The sequence below is a fragment of the Curtobacterium sp. 320 genome (assembly GCF_031455235.1).
Lineage (GTDB): Bacteria > Actinomycetota > Actinomycetes > Actinomycetales > Microbacteriaceae > Curtobacterium.
In genome coordinates this window covers 228,153-243,617 of record NZ_JAVDSI010000003.1, presented here as the reverse complement: position 1 = coordinate 243,617, position 15,465 = coordinate 228,153, and the positions used below count along the sequence as shown (strand labels likewise).

The 15,465-nt window shown below is 71.7% G+C and carries 15 protein-coding genes and 2 tRNA genes; 5 read left to right on the top strand and 12 right to left on the bottom strand.

The features are described from left to right. Positions 1-93: 93 nt before the first annotated feature. The 4 genes from J2X60_RS06580 to J2X60_RS06565 all read left to right on the top strand — a co-directional run bounded on the left by J2X60_RS06580 (position 94) and on the right by J2X60_RS06565 (position 3,922). Positions 94-1,035 (top strand): ACP S-malonyltransferase, encoded by a 942-nt coding sequence (locus tag J2X60_RS06580; protein WP_309886857.1) that lies wholly within the window; start codon positions 94-96, stop codon positions 1,033-1,035. Then, positions 1,032-2,087, top strand: coding sequence for a beta-ketoacyl-ACP synthase III (locus tag J2X60_RS06575; RefSeq protein WP_309886856.1), 1,056 nt, complete (start codon positions 1,032-1,034; stop codon positions 2,085-2,087). Before J2X60_RS06580 ends, J2X60_RS06575 begins: the two co-directional genes overlap by 4 nt. A gap of 114 nt (positions 2,088-2,201) precedes the next feature. Continuing rightward, positions 2,202-2,450, top strand: coding sequence for an acyl carrier protein (locus tag J2X60_RS06570; protein WP_022903951.1), 249 nt, complete (start codon positions 2,202-2,204; stop codon positions 2,448-2,450). Between the two features lie 227 nt (positions 2,451-2,677). Further along, positions 2,678-3,922 carry a beta-ketoacyl synthase gene (locus J2X60_RS06565; RefSeq protein WP_070418717.1) on the top strand — a complete coding sequence of 415 codons (1,245 nt, stop codon included), beginning with the start codon at positions 2,678-2,680 and terminating at the stop codon, positions 3,920-3,922. Between the two features lie 281 nt (positions 3,923-4,203). Here J2X60_RS06565 and J2X60_RS06560 read toward each other — a convergent pair whose 3' ends face one another. The 6 genes from J2X60_RS06560 to J2X60_RS06535 all read right to left on the bottom strand — a co-directional run bounded on the left by J2X60_RS06560 (position 4,204) and on the right by J2X60_RS06535 (position 9,165). Further along, entirely contained in the window at positions 4,204-4,704 is a 501-nt protein-coding gene (locus J2X60_RS06560; protein WP_071294840.1) for a DUF3145 domain-containing protein, read from the bottom strand. Positions 4,705-4,851: 147 nt separating this feature from the next. Beyond that, positions 4,852-5,652, bottom strand: coding sequence for a DUF1684 domain-containing protein (locus J2X60_RS06555; protein WP_309886855.1), 801 nt, complete (start codon positions 5,650-5,652; stop codon positions 4,852-4,854). Further along, on the bottom strand, positions 5,649-6,785 hold the full coding sequence (locus tag J2X60_RS06550) for an AI-2E family transporter (protein ID WP_229085312.1): 1,137 nt from the start codon (positions 6,783-6,785) through the stop codon (positions 5,649-5,651). The genes J2X60_RS06555 and J2X60_RS06550 overlap by 4 nt, the downstream gene beginning before the upstream one ends. 55 nt (positions 6,786-6,840) lie before the next feature. Continuing rightward, a tRNA-Ile gene (locus J2X60_RS06545) sits at positions 6,841-6,915 on the bottom strand. Positions 6,916-6,928: 13 nt separating this feature from the next. Beyond that, entirely contained in the window at positions 6,929-8,140 is a 1,212-nt protein-coding gene (locus tag J2X60_RS06540; RefSeq protein WP_071294838.1) for a glycosyltransferase, read from the bottom strand. Positions 8,141-8,253: 113 nt separating this feature from the next. Next, a complete protein-coding gene (locus J2X60_RS06535; protein WP_175473624.1) occupies positions 8,254-9,165 on the bottom strand; it encodes a DMT family transporter in 912 nt (303 codons plus the stop codon). A 39-nt stretch (positions 9,166-9,204) separates the two neighbouring features. Here J2X60_RS06535 and def point away from each other — a divergent pair, with 39 nt between their 5' ends. Then, entirely contained in the window at positions 9,205-9,780 is a 576-nt protein-coding gene (gene def, locus J2X60_RS06530; RefSeq protein ID WP_071294837.1) for a peptide deformylase, read from the top strand. A gap of 124 nt (positions 9,781-9,904) precedes the next feature. On the opposite strand, the gene J2X60_RS06525 is transcribed toward def, so the two are convergent. The 6 genes from J2X60_RS06525 to J2X60_RS06500 all read right to left on the bottom strand — a co-directional run bounded on the left by J2X60_RS06525 (position 9,905) and on the right by J2X60_RS06500 (position 15,463). After that, on the bottom strand, positions 9,905-10,393 hold the full coding sequence (locus J2X60_RS06525; protein ID WP_309886854.1) for a hypothetical protein: 489 nt from the start codon (positions 10,391-10,393) through the stop codon (positions 9,905-9,907). 89 nt (positions 10,394-10,482) lie between these two features. Next, positions 10,483-10,555 (bottom strand) — tRNA-Asn (locus J2X60_RS06520). A gap of 100 nt (positions 10,556-10,655) precedes the next feature. Further along, positions 10,656-11,675 carry a D-isomer specific 2-hydroxyacid dehydrogenase family protein gene (locus tag J2X60_RS06515; RefSeq protein ID WP_309886853.1) on the bottom strand — a complete coding sequence of 340 codons (1,020 nt, stop codon included), beginning with the start codon at positions 11,673-11,675 and terminating at the stop codon, positions 10,656-10,658. Further along, positions 11,672-12,604, bottom strand: a complete 933-nt coding sequence (locus tag J2X60_RS06510) for an ATP-binding cassette domain-containing protein (protein WP_070418712.1) — start codon at positions 12,602-12,604, stop codon at positions 11,672-11,674. The genes J2X60_RS06515 and J2X60_RS06510 overlap by 4 nt, the downstream gene beginning before the upstream one ends. A gap of 148 nt (positions 12,605-12,752) precedes the next feature. After that, on the bottom strand, positions 12,753-14,471 hold the full coding sequence (locus J2X60_RS06505; protein ID WP_229085309.1) for an ABC transporter ATP-binding protein: 1,719 nt from the start codon (positions 14,469-14,471) through the stop codon (positions 12,753-12,755). Then, the gene (locus J2X60_RS06500) at positions 14,468-15,463 is read right to left on the bottom strand and encodes an ABC transporter permease (protein ID WP_070418711.1); all 996 of its coding nucleotides are present in this window, start codon (positions 15,461-15,463) and stop codon (positions 14,468-14,470) included. The genes J2X60_RS06505 and J2X60_RS06500 overlap by 4 nt, the downstream gene beginning before the upstream one ends. Positions 15,464-15,465: the final 2 nt, after the last annotated feature.

Sequence of the window (15,465 nt, the reverse complement as noted above, 5' to 3'; positions counted from 1 at the left end):
CCGCATCGTCGCTAGGAAATGCACAATGTCGAGCGGTCATCGCTGTGGGAAGCCCACACGGGTGCGGCGCGGGCCGACGGGCAGGATTGTCCGGTGATCGTCGTCGTCGCGCCCGGACAGGGCTCCCAGACCCCCGGCTTCCTCGCCCCCTGGCTCGAGGACGCCACCTTCCGTGACCGCGTGGGGGCGTGGTCCGAGGCCATCGGCGTCGACCTCGCCGCCCACGGCACCGAGTCCGACGCCGAGACCATCAAGGACACGGCGCTCGCGCAGCCGCTCATCGTCGCCGCCGGTCTCGTCACGGCCGACGCCCTGCTCGCCGACGGCCGCCGTGCCCTCGTGGGCGGGGTCGCCGGCCACTCGGTCGGCGAGTTCACCGCCGCCGGGGTCGCCGGGATCCTCGAGCCGACCGACGCCGTCGCCCTCGTCGCCGAACGCGGCCGGGCGATGGCGGACGCCGCCGCGCTCGAGCCCACGTCGATGGCCGCCGTCCTCGGTGGGGACGCCGACGCCGTCGCCGCCGCGCTCGAGGCGAACGGCCTCGTCCCCGCGAACCACAACGGCGGCGGTCAGACCGTCGTCGCCGGACCTGCTGACGCGATCGCCGCCCTCGCCGCCGACCCGCCCGCGAAGGCCCGCGTGATCCCCCTCGCCGTGGCCGGTGCGTTCCACACCCGGTACATGGCGTCCGCCGTCGAGCGTGTCGCCCCGGTCGCCGCCGCCGCGACCGTGCAGGACCCGTCGCTGCCGATCTGGACGAACGCCGACGGTTCCCGTGTCGACGACGGTCGTCGCTTCGTCGACCTCATGGTCCAGCAGATCCAGAGCCCCGTGCACTGGGACGCCGTGATGGAGTCCTTCGCGGCCGCCGGTGTCACGGGCATCATCGAACTCGCACCCGCCGGTGCCCTCGTCGGCCTGGCGAAGCGCGGTCTGCGCGGGACGCCGACCGTCGCGATCAAGACCCCCGACGACCTGCCCGCAGCGATCGACCTGCTGCAGAGCGCGGGCCAGGAAGCAGACGCAACCGCATGACCGACGCCCCCATCCCGACCACCGCGACCGAGGGGACGGAGCCGACCCGCGCCTCCCGTCCGCTGCTGCAGCAGCGTCGCGGCCACGAGTTCACCCGCATCCTGGCCTTCGGCGCCGCCCGCGGTGAGAACGCCGTGCCGAACGACGACCTCGTCGGGCCGATCGACTCCTCCGACGAGTGGATCCGCCAGCGCACCGGGATCATCACCCGCATGCGCGCCGGCAAGGACGTCGAGGCGGTCGACCTCGCCGAGGCCGCCGCGCTCGACGCGATCGCCAAGGCCGGCCTGACGCCGGACCAGATCGGCGTCGTGCTCGTGAGCACCGTGACCCACACCGTCGCCACGCCGTCGATGGCGTCGCTGCTCGCCGAGCGCATCGGTGCCGCCCCCGCCGCGGCCTACGACATCAGCGCCGCGTGCGCCGGGTACGCGTACGGCATCGCCCAGGCTGACTCGTTCGTGAAGTCCGGCATCGCCGACCACGTGCTGGTCGTCGGTGCCGAGAAGCTCAGCGACATCGTCGACCCGACCGACCGCTCGATCTCGTTCCTGCTCGGCGACGGTGCCGGAGCGGCGATCGTCGGCCCGAGCGACTTCCCCGGGATCGCCCCGACGATCTGGGGCTCCGACGGGTCGAAGTGGGACGCGATCGGCATGACCTCGACCTACAACGAGTGGGAAGCGGGGGCCGCGCGGCCGACGATACGGCAGGCCGGTCAGACCGTGTTCCGCTGGGCCGTCTGGGAGATGGTCAAGGTCGCCCGTGAGGCGCTCGAGTCCGCCGGCATCCAGCCGTCCGACCTCGCCGCGTTCGTGCCGCACCAGGCGAACATCCGCATCATCGACGAGTTCGCGAAGCAGCTCGGCCTGCCCGACTCCGTCGTGATCGCGCGCGACATCACCACCACCGGCAACACCTCCGCGGCGAGCATCCCGCTCGCCACGCACCGCCTGCTCGAGGAGAACCCCGAGCTCTCCGGCGGCCTCGCCCTGCAGATCGGCTTCGGTGCCGGCCTCGTCTTCGGCGCCCAGGTCGTCGTCCTCCCCTAGCCCATCCCGGCCACGCACCCGCGCGGCCACCTTCCGACGAGCCTCCGGGCGCGCGACCGCTGCGTGCCCTAGGCTGGTCCACGGTCAAACGACACCCCCTCAAGGAGAATCCCCATGGCCCTGTCCAACGAAGAAGTCCTCGCCGGCCTGGCCGAGCTGATCAACGACGAGACCGGCATCGCGACCGACACCGTCGCGGCCGACAAGTCGTTCACCGACGACCTCGACATCGACTCGATCTCGATGATGACCATCGTCGTCAACGCCGAAGAGAAGTTCGACGTCAAGATCCCCGACGAAGAGGTCAAGAACCTCAAGACCGTCGGCGACGCCGTCGACTACATCGTCAAGGCCCAGGCCTGACGCGAGCTTCCTGAGCGCCGCGGCCCCGGCGGACCGACCGCGGGCCGCGGCGCTCATCTCGTCCACCGGACCGACACTCGTCGGTCCACACAGGTCCGGCGTTCGTCGGGCCGCCCCGGTCCCGGCGTTCGTCGGGCCGCCCCGGTCCGGCGTTCGTCGGGCCGCCCCGGCTCCGTCCGGCACCGCCACGAGCGGTCGGACGTCCTCACGAAAGAACACGTCGTTCCATGACCAACAAGACCGTCGTCGTCACCGGGATCGGTGCGATCACGCCCCTCGCCGCGACCGCCCCGGACACGTGGGACGCGCTGCTCGCCGGCACGTCCGGCATCACCCGCATCGAGGACCCGCGCTACGCCGAGCTCGAGCTCCCCGTCGAGTTCGCCGGCCAGGCGCGCCGGTTCCTCACCGACCAGCTGACCCGCCCCGAGTCGAAGCGCCTCGACCCCTCGTCGCAGCTGTCGCTCGTCGCCGCGCGCGAGGCCTGGGCCGACGCCGGCATCGACGCCGAGACCGTCGTCCCCGAGCGCCTCATCGTCGACTGGGCCACCGGCATCGGCGGCGTCAACACCCTGCTCGACGCGTGGGACACCCTGCGCGAGAAGGGCCCCCGTCGCGTCCTGCCGATGACGGTCCCGATGCTCATGGCGAACGGCCCGGCCGCCGCCATCGAGATGGAGTTCGGCGCCCGCGGCGGCGCCCGCACCTACCTCTCGGCGTGCGCGTCCTCGACCGAGTCCCTCGCCGAGGCCTACCGCCACGTCGCCACCGGCGAGGCCGACATCGTCATCACCGGCGGCGCCGAGGCCGCCCTGCACCCGCTGCCCCTCGCGGCGTTCGCGTCGATGCAGGCACTCTCCCGCCGCAACGACTCCCCCCAGACCGCATCGCGTCCGTACGACGTCACGCGCGACGGCTTCGTGCTCGCGGACGGCGCCGCGGCGCTCATCCTCGAGACCAAGGAGCACGCCGAGGCCCGCGGTGCGACGATCTACGCCGAGGTCGCCGGCGCCGGCATCACCTCGGACGCGTTCCACATCACCGCGCCGGACCCCGAGGGCAGTGCCGCTGCCCGGGCAGTCCTGCAGGCGCTCGAGCACGCCGGTGCCGCGCGCGAGGACGTCGTGCACGTCAACGCGCACGCCACCTCGACCCCGGTGGGCGACGTCGCCGAGTACCACGCAATGCGCCGCGTGTTCGGCGACCACCTCGACAACGTCGTGGTGTCCGCCACGAAGGCGTCGACGGGGCACCTCCTCGGTGGTGCCGGTGCGATCGAGGCCGCGTTCACGGCCCTCGCGCTGCACAACCGCGTCGCGCCGCCGACGATCAACCTCACCCAGCAGGACCCGGAGATCGTGATGGACGTCGCCACGGCGCCGCGCGAGCTCCCGCAGGGCGACCTGCTCGCGGTGAGCAACTCGTTCGGGTTCGGTGGGCACAACGCCGTGGTCGCGTTCCGTAGCGTCTGAGTCCGGTCCGTCGGGCCCGTCGGCCCTGGAGGCCCGTCCCGCGTCGTCGGGACGGGCCTCCGTCCGTCCCTGGTCGGTCTGGGCGCGGCGCGCTCCACGTGGCTGCGGCCCGTGGCGTGTGGCCGCGTCCGTTCGCCGAGACTCGACCCCGCGGACGGTTTCGCGGCTCCGGAAGCGCGAAACTGTCCGCCGAGGCGAGACTCGGCGCGGGCGGGCGGCCGCGGACGCACGAACGCCGCCCCGAGGGGCGGCGTCCGTGACGGAGGGAACGGCTCGGCAGGTCAGCCGACGCGGTGCAGCCAGACGACCGGGTTGCCCTCGGCGGCGTGGCGGAACGGTTCGAGTTCGTCGTCCCACGCCTGACCCAGGGCGAGTCGGAGCTCGCGGTGGAGTTCGAGGGCGTTGCTCCCCGCCACCTCCATCGCGTAGCGGACGCGGTCCTCGGGGACGACCATGTTGCCGGTGACGTCGGTCTGCGCGTAGAACACCCCGAGGTCGGGCGTGTGCATCCAGCGGCCGCCGTCCGACTCGGAGGTGGGTTCCTCGGTGACCTCGTACCGGAGGTGCTCCCAGCCGCGCAGGGCCGAGGCGATCGCCGCACCCGTACCGACGGAACCGGTCCAGGTGAACTCGGTCCGACGGGCGCCGTCCTGTGCGGGCTGGTCGAGCCACGAGAAGTTCACGGCGCGACTCATGGCGCGACCTGCCGCCCATTCGACGTGCGGGCAGAGCGCGCGTGGTGAGGAGTGCACGTAGAGCACCCCGGTGGTCGTTCCGTTCACGATTCCTCCGATTCGTCAGGTGCGACTTCCCCATCGACCTGAACTGGAGGTTCTCGTTTCGGAACCATCGATATCCGATTGTGATGTCCTTGCGGACACGCCCATTATGCAGGCTGCGCGCTGGGAACACCAGGCACCGCGACAGAGTCAGTGGAAGACGTGCCCCGACGCGTCGAGCGGGTGCCGCTCCCCCGCGGTGACCGGCACCGGGATCCGGTTCTCGGCGGGCGGGATCGGGCAGGCGAACTGGTACGAGAACGCGCACGGCGGCAGGACGAGGAGGTTCCAGTCCAGCTCGACGTCGGCAGCGACACCGGGGTCGTCGAGGTACAGGAACCGGCCCATCGAGTAGGTGCTGCCGGGATCGTCCTCGGGCAGGGCGCTCGTGGCGTCCTGCACGATGAGCTGCAGCCGTGCGGCGCCTCGGAAGGCCGCGGAGCGGACCGCCACCAACCGGACGACCGATCCGCCCAGGGTGGTCTCGACGTGTCCGGCGACCTCGAGCGGATCGCCGGCTGCGTCGACGACGCTCGCCGCGCCTCCCGGGACACCCGGCGTGTACCTGCCGGACGTGACCCACGCGGCGGAGTGGCCGAACCGGGCGATGCGTGCGAAGCGGGCGATCGCGTCGGACGCCGGGTCCCACACGCGCAGCGTGCCGCGGGAGACGGTGCCGGCGAGGCCGTCCGGGAAGGCGACGACCGACGGGACGACCGCCTCGTCGCCGGCGACGAGCACGGTGCCGTCCACCGGGTCGCCGTCGACGACCACCCCGTCAGCCGCGTCGGCGGTGACCGTCAGGCCGCCGGGTGCCGGTGCCCACTGCCCCGGGACCGGCCACACGGGCTGGGCGTGGTCGACACGCTGGGCGTTCACCAGCGCGAGCGGACCCCGAGGGCTGGTCGCCCAGCGGTCGCGGTCGGCGACCTGCTCGTCGAAGGCGGTCACGACTGCTCTTGGCGGGGGTAGATGACCTTCTGGACGATGATGATCACCGACGCGGCGACTGGCAGGGCCACGAGTGCGCCGAGCACCCCTCCGATGGTCCCACCCGCGACCGCTGCGATGACGACGAGGGCGCCGGGGACCTGCACGGCACGCGACATGATCCGCGGCGAGATCACGTACGCCTCGACCTGCATGTACACGAGGTAGTAGATCGCGGCGGCGAGGGCCGTCGCGGGCGATGCGAACAGGCACAGCAGCGAGATGACGATGGCCGACGCGAGCGTGCCCACGAGCGGGATGAGCGACCCGAGGAACGCGAACGAGGCCAGCAGCACGGGCAGCGGAGCACCGATGATGAGCAGGAACACCAGGCTGAGGATGCCGTTGATGAGCGCCTGGGAGATCTGCCCGACGACGTAGCGACCGACCGCCTGGGTGATCTGCTCGCTGACGTCGATGAAGTTCTCGCGACGCGACGCCGGGACGAAGCGGTAGGTCATCGACTTCATGCCGCGCATCGACGCGAGGAAGTAGAGCATCAGGATGATGACGATGACGGCGCCCGTGAGACCGGTGAGGATTCCGCTGCCGACCGCGAGGATCCCGCCGCCGAGGCTCAGCAGGTTGCCGGGGTTCTCGACGAAGGACTGCACGGACTGCAGCGCGTGGTCGATGTCGAACGACCCGGACAGCTGGTCGGAGAGATTCTGCACCCACTCCTGCCTCGAGATGTCCTGCACGATGTCGGGGAAGTTCTGGATGAGGTTCGTCGCCTGCTGCACGAGGATCGGCACGACCGCGAACACCACCCCGGCGAACGCGGCGAGGACCCCGACGACCACGACGGTGATGGCCACCCAGCGCGGAACGAACCGTTCGAGGAAGGACACCAGCGGGTCGATGCCGAGCGCCAGGAACAGCGCGACGCCGACGTAGACGAGCACGGTGGAGAGCTCGTTGACGATCGCCCCCGCGACGACGGCGACGAGCACGCCGAGCGCACCCATGAAGCCGATCCGGAAGGCGTTCACGCGCACGCCGGTGCCACCACGGGTCACCTCGAACGTCACGTTGGGCGTCGGGCTGTGGTCGTCCTGTTGCTGCTGCGTGTCGCGCTTCCTCGGGAGGTGCACGCGGGGCGGGTGCGGTCGCTTGCTGTTGCTCGAACCCGCGTCGGCTTTTGACATGTAGGGCGGGCGGGACTTGAACCCGCGAATCGTTCGGTTATGAGCCGACTGCCTTGACCAGCTTGGCTACCGCCCCGTGCCGGGGACCGTCAGGCCACCGGTTCCCCACGATACAGCGACTCGAACGTCGAGAGCGTGCGGTTGATGTCGTGTGCCTCGATCATCGCCAGGCTGCGGTCGCGCATCGTGACGTAGTCCTCGTCCGACGCGGTCAGCACCGCCGTGAGCTTCGCCGCGAGGTCGTGCTCGTCACCGGGGGTGAAGAGGTAGCCGTTGCCGTCGATGAGGTGCGGGAGCGCCATCGAGTCCGCCGCGACGACGGGGAGGCCGGAGGCCATGCCCTCGAGCGAGGCGATGCTCTGCAGCTCGGCGGTGGAGGGCATCGCGAACACGGTCGAGTTGGTGAGCGCCTGCTGCTTGACCTCGTCCGAGACGAAGCCGAGGAACCGGACGCGGTCCTCGAGCCCGAGCTCCTTCGCCTGCTGCCGGAGCTTGGGGATCATCTCGCCGTCGCCGACGATCGTCAGCGTGGCTCCGAGCTCGGACGGCAGCAGCGCGAGGGCCTTCACGAGGACGTCGAGGTTCTTCTCGGGTGCGACCCGACCGACGAATACGATGTCGTTGCCCGCAGGCCGCCCCTCGCGTGCGACGTACCGGGTGGCGTCGATCCCGCACGAGATCGCCAGGACCCGCTGCCCGGCGATGGCCCGGCGCAGGTAGTCGGCGGCGAGGTTCGTCGGGGTCGTGATCGCGTCGGCGAGCCGGTAGGTCTTGGCGGCGTCGTTCCAGGCGATCTTCACCGCGATCGGCACGGTGCGCTTGCCGAACGGCGTGTACTCGAGGAGGTTCTCGGGCATGAAGTGGTTCGTGGCGATCACCCGGATGCCGCGCGCGTGCGCCTCGGGCACCATGCCCCGGCCGACGACGACGTGCGACTGGATGTGCAGGACGTCGGGCTGGAACGCGTCGAGGATCGGGGCGGTCCACTTCTTCACGCTCCACGGCCACACGAAGCGCAGCCACGCGTGCAGCGGCCACTTGTAGGACTTCAGGCGGTGCACGACGAGGGTCACGCCGTGGAGCTCCTCGTCGAAGGTGCCGTAGTGGCGGCTCGCCGCCGGGGCGACGATCTGGACCTCGTGCCCGCGTTCGGCGAGGCCGACGGCGAGCTGCTCGGCGAAGGTCGCGGCTCCGTTGACGTCGGGTGCGAAGGTGTCCGCTGCGATGAGGACGCGCAGCGGTCGTCGACCGCCCGTCGCACCCGTCGGTCCGGCGGTGGCGGTGGTGGCGTCGTCTGACACGGCTGGCGTCGTCCTCTCGTGGGCGATTGCTGGTCGTTCGACGACGCTACCGCACGCCGCTCGGGCAGCGCGTCCGCCTCGCGGTGGACTCCGTCACCCCGCGGGACGACGGCTCAGGAGCGGGTCTGCGGGTGGTGCTTGGCGAGGAGGAACACCCCGGTGATCGCGATCGCGGCGGCGACGACGAAGCCGAAGACGGCGAAGACCGGGGCGCCGGCGGCCTCGCCGAGGACGATCACCCCGATGCCGACGGCGACGATCGGGTCGATGACCGTCAGCCCGGCGATCACGAGGTCGGCCGACCCGCTCGAGTACGCGTTCTGCACGAAGTACCCGCCCAGCGAGGCGGCGACGACCACCCCGACGATCGCGAGCACGGTCAGCCAGTCGAACGTGCCGTTCACGAACCGGTTGAGCACGACCTTGGCCAGCGTCGCGACGAACCCGTAGAGGACGCCGGCGCCGACGATGTAGTACAGCGCGTTCTTGTGCTTCGCGACGAGGCGGAACGACACCAGCACGAGCACCAGCACCACGGCCAGGATCACGAGCACGGTGACGAGCTGTCGGCTCGTGATCGCGCTCTCGTGCCCGACGAAGGCCGCGATGCCGACGAAGATGCCGACGCCGACGATGCACGTCCAGACGGCTCGCCGTGCCCGACGGCCGAGCGGCACCCCGGAGGACCGCGACGAGAACCAGGTCGTGATCACGAGGGCCACGGCGCCGAGCGGCTGCACGACGATGAGCGGCGCGTACGTGATGCTCACCAGCTGCAGGACCACGGCGATGCCGAGCATGAGCGTGCCGAGCACCCAGTAGCCGCTCGAGACCAGCCCGACGACGTGCCGGACGCTGAGGCCCTTCGACTGCCGGCCGAGCCGCGCTTCCACCCGCTGCACCCCGCGGCTCTGGAACTGCGCGCCCAGTGAGAGGAAGACCGCCCCGATGAGCGCGACGGGGATCATGAGCGCCTGGAACGGCGTGAGGTTCACCGCGTCGGGCAGCTGGAGGTCCGTCGTCACGCGTCGAGGCTACCGTTCCCCGCCGGATAACCTGGGTGAATGGCCGTTCTCCCGATCCGCATCACCGGCGAACCCGTCCTGCACGAGCGTGCAGCCGAGGTCACCGACTTCGACGACGACCTGCGATCGCTGGTCGCCGACATGTTCGAGACGATGGACCTCGCACCCGGGGTCGGACTTGCCGGCCCGCAGGTCGGCGTCGGCAAGCGGCTCTTCGTGTACTCATGGACCGATGATGACGAGGTCCTGCACCGCGGCGTCGCGGTGAACCCCGTCCTGTGGACGACCCCCGCCGTTCCCGAGGCTGTGGAGGAACTCGACGAGGACGAGGAGTCCGAGGGCTGCCTCTCGGTCCCGGGCGAACGGTTCCCGCTCCGCCGCTCCGAGGGCGCGCTGCTCCGTGCCGTCGACGAGCACGGCACGCCGTTCGAGGTCGAGGCCCACGGCTGGCTCGCCCGCATCTTCCAGCACGAGTACGACCACCTCGACGGGTACCTCTACGCGGACCGGCTCGTGCACCCGTACGGCAAGCAGGTCGCGAAGGCCATCAGGAAGAACAGCTGGGGCGGGCCGGGCAAGTCCTGGCTGCCCGGGCGCGACCACCCCGAGGGCTGACGGCGGCGGACCGCGTCGGCTCGGGCCCGGTGAGCGGGGACGCATGGCGAGGGCCCGGTCAGCGGGGACGGGAGGCGAGGGCCCGGTCAGCGGGGACGCACGGCGAGGGCCCAGGAGGCGCGGCTCACCCCCGCCAGGCAGCGATCGCGTCCCGCAGGTGCTCGGTCTCCGGATGCCCCGGGCAGTACTCGAGCAGACCGGCCGCGACGTGCGCCTCGGCCGACGAGTCGACGGAGGCCGCCCACGGCCCGGTCCCCCGCACCGCGCAGGTGGTCGCGAGTTCCTCGAGCGTGGCGTCCCCCTCGGCGGCGTCGACCGCGGAGCGCTGCTGCGTCGACATCTCGGTGCCGGTGATCCGCTGCGCCCGGCAGTCGGTGCGCTCGTCGTCCCACACGGCGGAGTAGGTCGTGTACGTCTCGGAGCGGTCCGATGTCCCCACGTCGCAGACGAACGCGAAGACGATCGGCGCCGTGCCGGACACCGGGACGCCCGAGGTGGCGGTGGTGTCGAGCGAGTCGCCCGGGTCGGACTCCGCGCCGGTCGTGCACCCCACGAGGCCGATCGCCGCGGCCGCGACGACGCCCGCGGCGAGGGCTCGGCGCACGGTGATCACCTGTGAACGCTAACAGCTTCCGGCCATGCGTCCGCTGCGAGCTCCGACGCCACGCAAAAGGCCCCCACCCGAAGGTGAGGGCCGTGCTGCTCCCCGAGTTGGACTCGAACCAACAACCTGCCGGTTAACAGCCGGCTGCTCTGCCAATTGAGCTATCGAGGATCACTGTCCGCTGGCGAACGTCGTGCGAACAACGGGTAACAGCATAGCAGCACCCGGGAGCGACCCCGCGCATCCGCCACGCATCCCGGGCGTGCCGCGCTCAGTACCCCGCGACCGGATCCACCACGCCGACGAAGCCCTCGCCTGCCCCGCCGAGGAACGCCACGGTGTTCACCCGCACGCGCTCGGCCAGCAGCGGCGCCACCATCTCCGGCGTGTCGGCCTGGTGCGGCGTGATGATCGCGCCCGGCTCGTCCCAGAGCGGGTGTCCGTCCGGCAACGGCTCCGGGTCGGTGACGTCGAGTCCGGCCGCCGCGATCGCACCGCTGCGCAGGGCGTCCACGAGCGCGGAGGTGTCGACCAGTCCCCCGCGGGCGATGTTCACGAGCCGTGCCGACGGCTTCATGATCGCGAACTGCGCGGGACCGAACAGCTTCGCGGTCCCCGAGGTCATCGCCGCGGCGATCATGACCACGTCGGCATCGGGCAGGACGTCGTCGAGCTGGTCGGTCGTGACGGTCCGGTCCGCCCCGGGGACCGGCGAGGACGACCGGCGCACCACGGTGACCGAGACCTCGAACGGCGCGAGCAGGCGGATGTACTCCAGCGCGATGCCACCGGCGCCGATGACGACCACGTTCCGGCCGTAGAGCGAGACACCCTCGGGCTCGGTCGCCCAGGACCGCGCACGAGCACGCTTCTGCAGCACCCGCAGCGTCCCGAGCGTCAGCGCGAGGGCGTGCTCCGCGACGGGCTCGGCGTACGCGCCCTTGGCCGAGGTGAACAGCACGCGGTCGCCGTGCGACGCGATCAACGAGGCGAATGCGTCGACGCCGGCGAACGGCAACTGGACCCAGCCGATGGACGGTGCGCCGTCGAGCGCGTCGGCGAGTCCCGCGGGATCGCGAGGGTCGAGCCACACGAGTCCGGCGGTGTCCGCCCCGAGCGGAGCGACGGTCCCACCGGCTGCGGCGACGGCGTCCTCGTGGAGAGCGGTGCCGTCCCCGGCGGGCAGGATCGCGATCGGGCCGGCGGTCGGCGGGGCGACCGGCAGCTCGGCACCCGCGTCGGTCACCACGGCCCGGTGCCCGCGCACCCCCGACGACGCATCCGCGCTCATGCGTTCTCCTGCCGCTCCGCGCGCGGGCCGGTGCCGGCGGCGACCGGCCGACGCGGCGCCGAGGACCGACGGGGTGCGGCCGACGCCGGCTGCCGACGCTTCACCGGACGGGCCGCCGTCGACGCGAGCGTCTTGACGTAGGGGTCGACGGGGTTGTCGAGGACCTCGTCGAAGGTGCCGAGGCCGACGAGCCGGCTCTCGGCCATGATCGCCACCCGGTCGGCCAGTGCTCGGGCCTCGCGCAGGTCGCTCGACACCACGACCGCCGAGAACTGCCGGTTCCGCTGCAGGGTCGCCAGCGCCTCGAGCACCGACTGCCGCACGAGCACGTCGACGCCGCGGGCGGGTTCGTCGGCGACGAGCAGCTGGGGCTCGAGCACGAGCGCCTTCGCGAGCGCGACGCGCTGCCGCTGCCCGCTCGAGAGCTCCCACGTGTTGAGCCGCATCACCCCGAGCGGCAGGTGCACGGCGTCGACCAGGCGGGCGACGATGAGGCCGGCCTCCTTGCGGTCGAACCGGCGGTCACGGGCGTAGATCGGTTCCGCGATGGCCTCGCCGACGGTGAGGTCCGGGCTGAGCCGGTCCGCGCCGTCCTGCGGCAGGTAGCCGATGCGGCCGCTGAGCCGCTCGAGCTTGCGGGACGTCGGTCGGAGCCCGCGCGTCTTCTGCCCGAGCACCGTGAGTTCGCCCCCGACGATGTGCCGACGGTGGGCGCCGTCGCCCTCGCCGGTGGTGCCGAGCTGGCCGGCGATCGCCGCGGCGAACGTCGACTTGCCGGACCCGGACTCGCCGAGCACGGCCAGGATCTCCCCCTGACGGACCGTGAGGCTCACGCCGTCGACGGCCCGGATCGCATCCGTCCCCCGTCCGCTCCGGTACTCGATCGACACGTCGTCCGCGACGACCGCCGGTCCGTTGACCGCGATCATGGGTCCCCTTCCACGCCGCCCCCTGGCGGCGGTTCGCGACGGACCGGGCTGCACCGACCGTCGTGCGTGTTGCGGTGGAGGTGACCGCCCCGGAGGCGCGGCGTGCGTCGTCGACGTCAGCCGCGCCTCCGGGGATGGTCGCGTCGGGTCAGGACCCGGCGTTCTCCAGTTCCACAAGCGTACGCCGTCGCTCCGCCTGTTCCGCCGGATCCGGCACCGGGAGTGACGCCAGGAGACGCTGCGTGTACGGGTGCTGCGGCGAGCCGAGGACCTCGGCCGTGGTGCCCGTCTCGACCAGGTCGCCGCGGTAGAGCACGGCGATCCGGTCGGAGAGCGCGCCGACCACGGCGAGGTCGTGGCTGATGAACAGCGATGCGAACCCGAGGTCCTGCTGCAGCTCGAGGAACAGCTCGAGCACGCGCGCCTGGACGGACACGTCGAGCGCACTCGTCGGCTCGTCGGCGATGAGGAGCTTCGGCCGGAGTGCGAGCGACCGTGCGAGCGACGCGCGCTGCCGCTGGCCGCCGGACAGCTCGTGCGGGTACCGGTCGCCGTAGGCCGCCGGGAGCTGCACGGCCTCGAGCAGCTCGCCGACACGCTTCCGGGCGGCACGCGGGCTCGACACCTCGCCGTGCACGACGAGCGGCTCGGCGACGCACTCCGAGATCGTGAGCAGCGGGTTGAACGAGGTCGCCGGGTCCTGGAAGACGAACCCGATGTCCTTGCGGTGCCGCTTGAAGTCGCGTTCGCGGTACCCGAGCATCTCGGTGCCGAGCACCTCGAGCGAGCCGCCGGTGATCTTCGTCAGGCCGGCGATCGCGCGGCCGATGGTCGTCTTGCCGGAGCCGGACTCCCCCACGAGGCCGAGGACCTCGCCGGGACGGATGTCGAGGTCGACGCCCTTGACCGCCTTGAACGCGTGCGACCCGAGCCGGCCCGGGTACTCGATCTCGAGCCCGCGTGCGCGGACGAGCGGCTCGACGTCGTCACTGATCGCCGCACGGCGGGCAACGCCGGTGGAGGCCTCGAGCCGGGGCACGGCGGCGAGCAGGCGCTTCGTGTAGTCGGCCTGCGGTGCCGCGAACAGCTCGGCGACCGGGGCCTCTTCGACGACCTCGCCCTGGTACATCACGGCGACGCGGTCGGCCAGGTCGGCGACGACACCCATGTTGTGCGTGATGATGACGATCGCCGCGCCGAACTCGTCGCGGCACCGGCGGAGCAGGTCGAGGATCTCGGCCTGGACCGTCACGTCGAGGGCGGTGGTCGGCTCGTCGGCGATGATCACCGACGGTTCGAGGGCGAGCGCGCTCGCGATCACGACGCGCTGCTTCTGACCGCCGGAGAACTGGTGCGGGTAGTGGTCGACCCGGGTCTCGGGATCGGGGATGCCGACGCGCCGGAGGTAGTCGATCGCCTTCGCGCGGGCCTCCTTCGCGGAGACGCCGCCGTGGGCCCGGAGCCCCTCGGCGATCTGCCACCCGACCGTGAAGACCGGGTTCAGCGCCGTGGAGGGCTCCTGGAACACCATCGCGCCGGCGGTGCCGCGCAGGCTCCGGAGCTTCTGCGCACCGACCGTCACGACGTCCGTGCCGTCGAGGAACACCGCACCGCCGAGCGTCGCCGTCTCCGGCATGAGGCGCAGGATGCTCCGCGCCGTGACGGACTTGCCCGAGCCGGACTCGCCGACGAGGGCGAGGACCTCGCCGGGGCGGACGTCGATGCTGACGCCCTTGACCGCGTCGACGGCACCGCCGTCGGTCGCGAAGGTGACGGTCAGGTCATCGACGACGACGACCGGTTCCGTCGTGGTGTCGCCGGCCTGGAGGCGCGTGGAGGCGCGGGACTGGTTGGTCGCGTCCGTCATGCGGTCGCCCCTTCCGTGCTGGCCGTCTGCTTGCGGGACACCAGCTGCTTGAGCCGGCGTCGCGCACGCAGACGCGGGTCGGAGATGTCGTTGAGGCTCTCGCCGATGAACGTCACGCCGAGGACGAGCACCACGATCGCGACACCCGGGAAGACGCCGGTCCACCAGACGCCGCTCGCGACGTCGGACAGCGCGCGGCTGAGGTCGTAGCCCCACTCCGCGCCGCTGGTCGGGCCGATGCCGAAGCCCAGGAAGCCGAGGCCCGCGAGTGTCAGGATCGCGTCGCTCGCGTTCAGCGTGAGGATCAGCGGGAGGGATCGCGTCGAGTTCCGGAGGACGTGCCGGGTCATGATGCGCCACGGGTTCGTGCCCATCACCCGCGCGGACTCGACGAACGCCTCGTTCTTGAGCCGCACAGCCTCGGCGCGGACGACCCGGAAGTACTGCGGGACGTACACGACCGTGATCGAGATCGCCGCGGCGATGATGCCGCCCGAGTAGCTCGAGTTGCCGCCGGAGATGACGATCGACACCACGATGGCGAGGAGCAGCGAGGGGAACGCGTAGATCGCGTCCGCCACGACGACGAGGATCCGGTCGAGCCAGCCGCCGATGTAGCCGGAGACCATGCCGAGCAGGACGCCGATGATGATCGACACGACGACGGCCACGATGACCACGAGCACCGCGGTCCGGGCGCCGTAGACGACGCGGCTGAAGACGTCGAAGCCGCCGACGGTCGTGCCCCAGATGTGCGTGGCGCTCGGCGCACCGGTGCGCGGGAAGCTCTGCCCGTCGGCGCCCTGCAGCTGGCCGAAGCCGTACGGGGCGATGAGCGGCGCGGCGATCGCGACGAGGAGGTACAGCGCGCAGATGACCACGCCGGTGATGAGCATGGCGCGCTGCCAGCCCGTGCTCCGACGGAGCTGGAGCACGACGGGCAGCCGCTTCCAGAGCGGCTCGTGGCGGTCGACGAGGGAGGTGTCAGCCATCT

Bases quoted from the DNA above. Each gene is read 5' to 3' on its own strand.
- J2X60_RS06575 (WP_309886856.1), top strand. From the start codon at position 1,032: ATGACCGACGCCCCCATCCCGACCACCGCGACCGAGGGGACGGAGCCG.
- J2X60_RS06570 (WP_022903951.1), top strand. From the start codon at position 2,202: ATGGCCCTGTCCAACGAAGAAGTCCTCGCCGGCCTGGCCGAGCTGATC.
- J2X60_RS06565 (WP_070418717.1), top strand. From the start codon at position 2,678: ATGACCAACAAGACCGTCGTCGTCACCGGGATCGGTGCGATCACGCCC.
- def (WP_071294837.1), top strand. From the start codon at position 9,205: ATGGCCGTTCTCCCGATCCGCATCACCGGCGAACCCGTCCTGCACGAG.
- J2X60_RS06515 (WP_309886853.1), bottom strand. From the start codon at position 11,675: ATGAGCGCGGATGCGTCGTCGGGGGTGCGCGGGCACCGGGCCGTGGTG.
- J2X60_RS06510 (WP_070418712.1), bottom strand. From the start codon at position 12,604: ATGATCGCGGTCAACGGACCGGCGGTCGTCGCGGACGACGTGTCGATC.
- J2X60_RS06505 (WP_229085309.1), bottom strand. From the start codon at position 14,471: ATGACGGACGCGACCAACCAGTCCCGCGCCTCCACGCGCCTCCAGGCC.
- J2X60_RS06500 (WP_070418711.1), bottom strand. From the start codon at position 15,463: ATGGCTGACACCTCCCTCGTCGACCGCCACGAGCCGCTCTGGAAGCGG.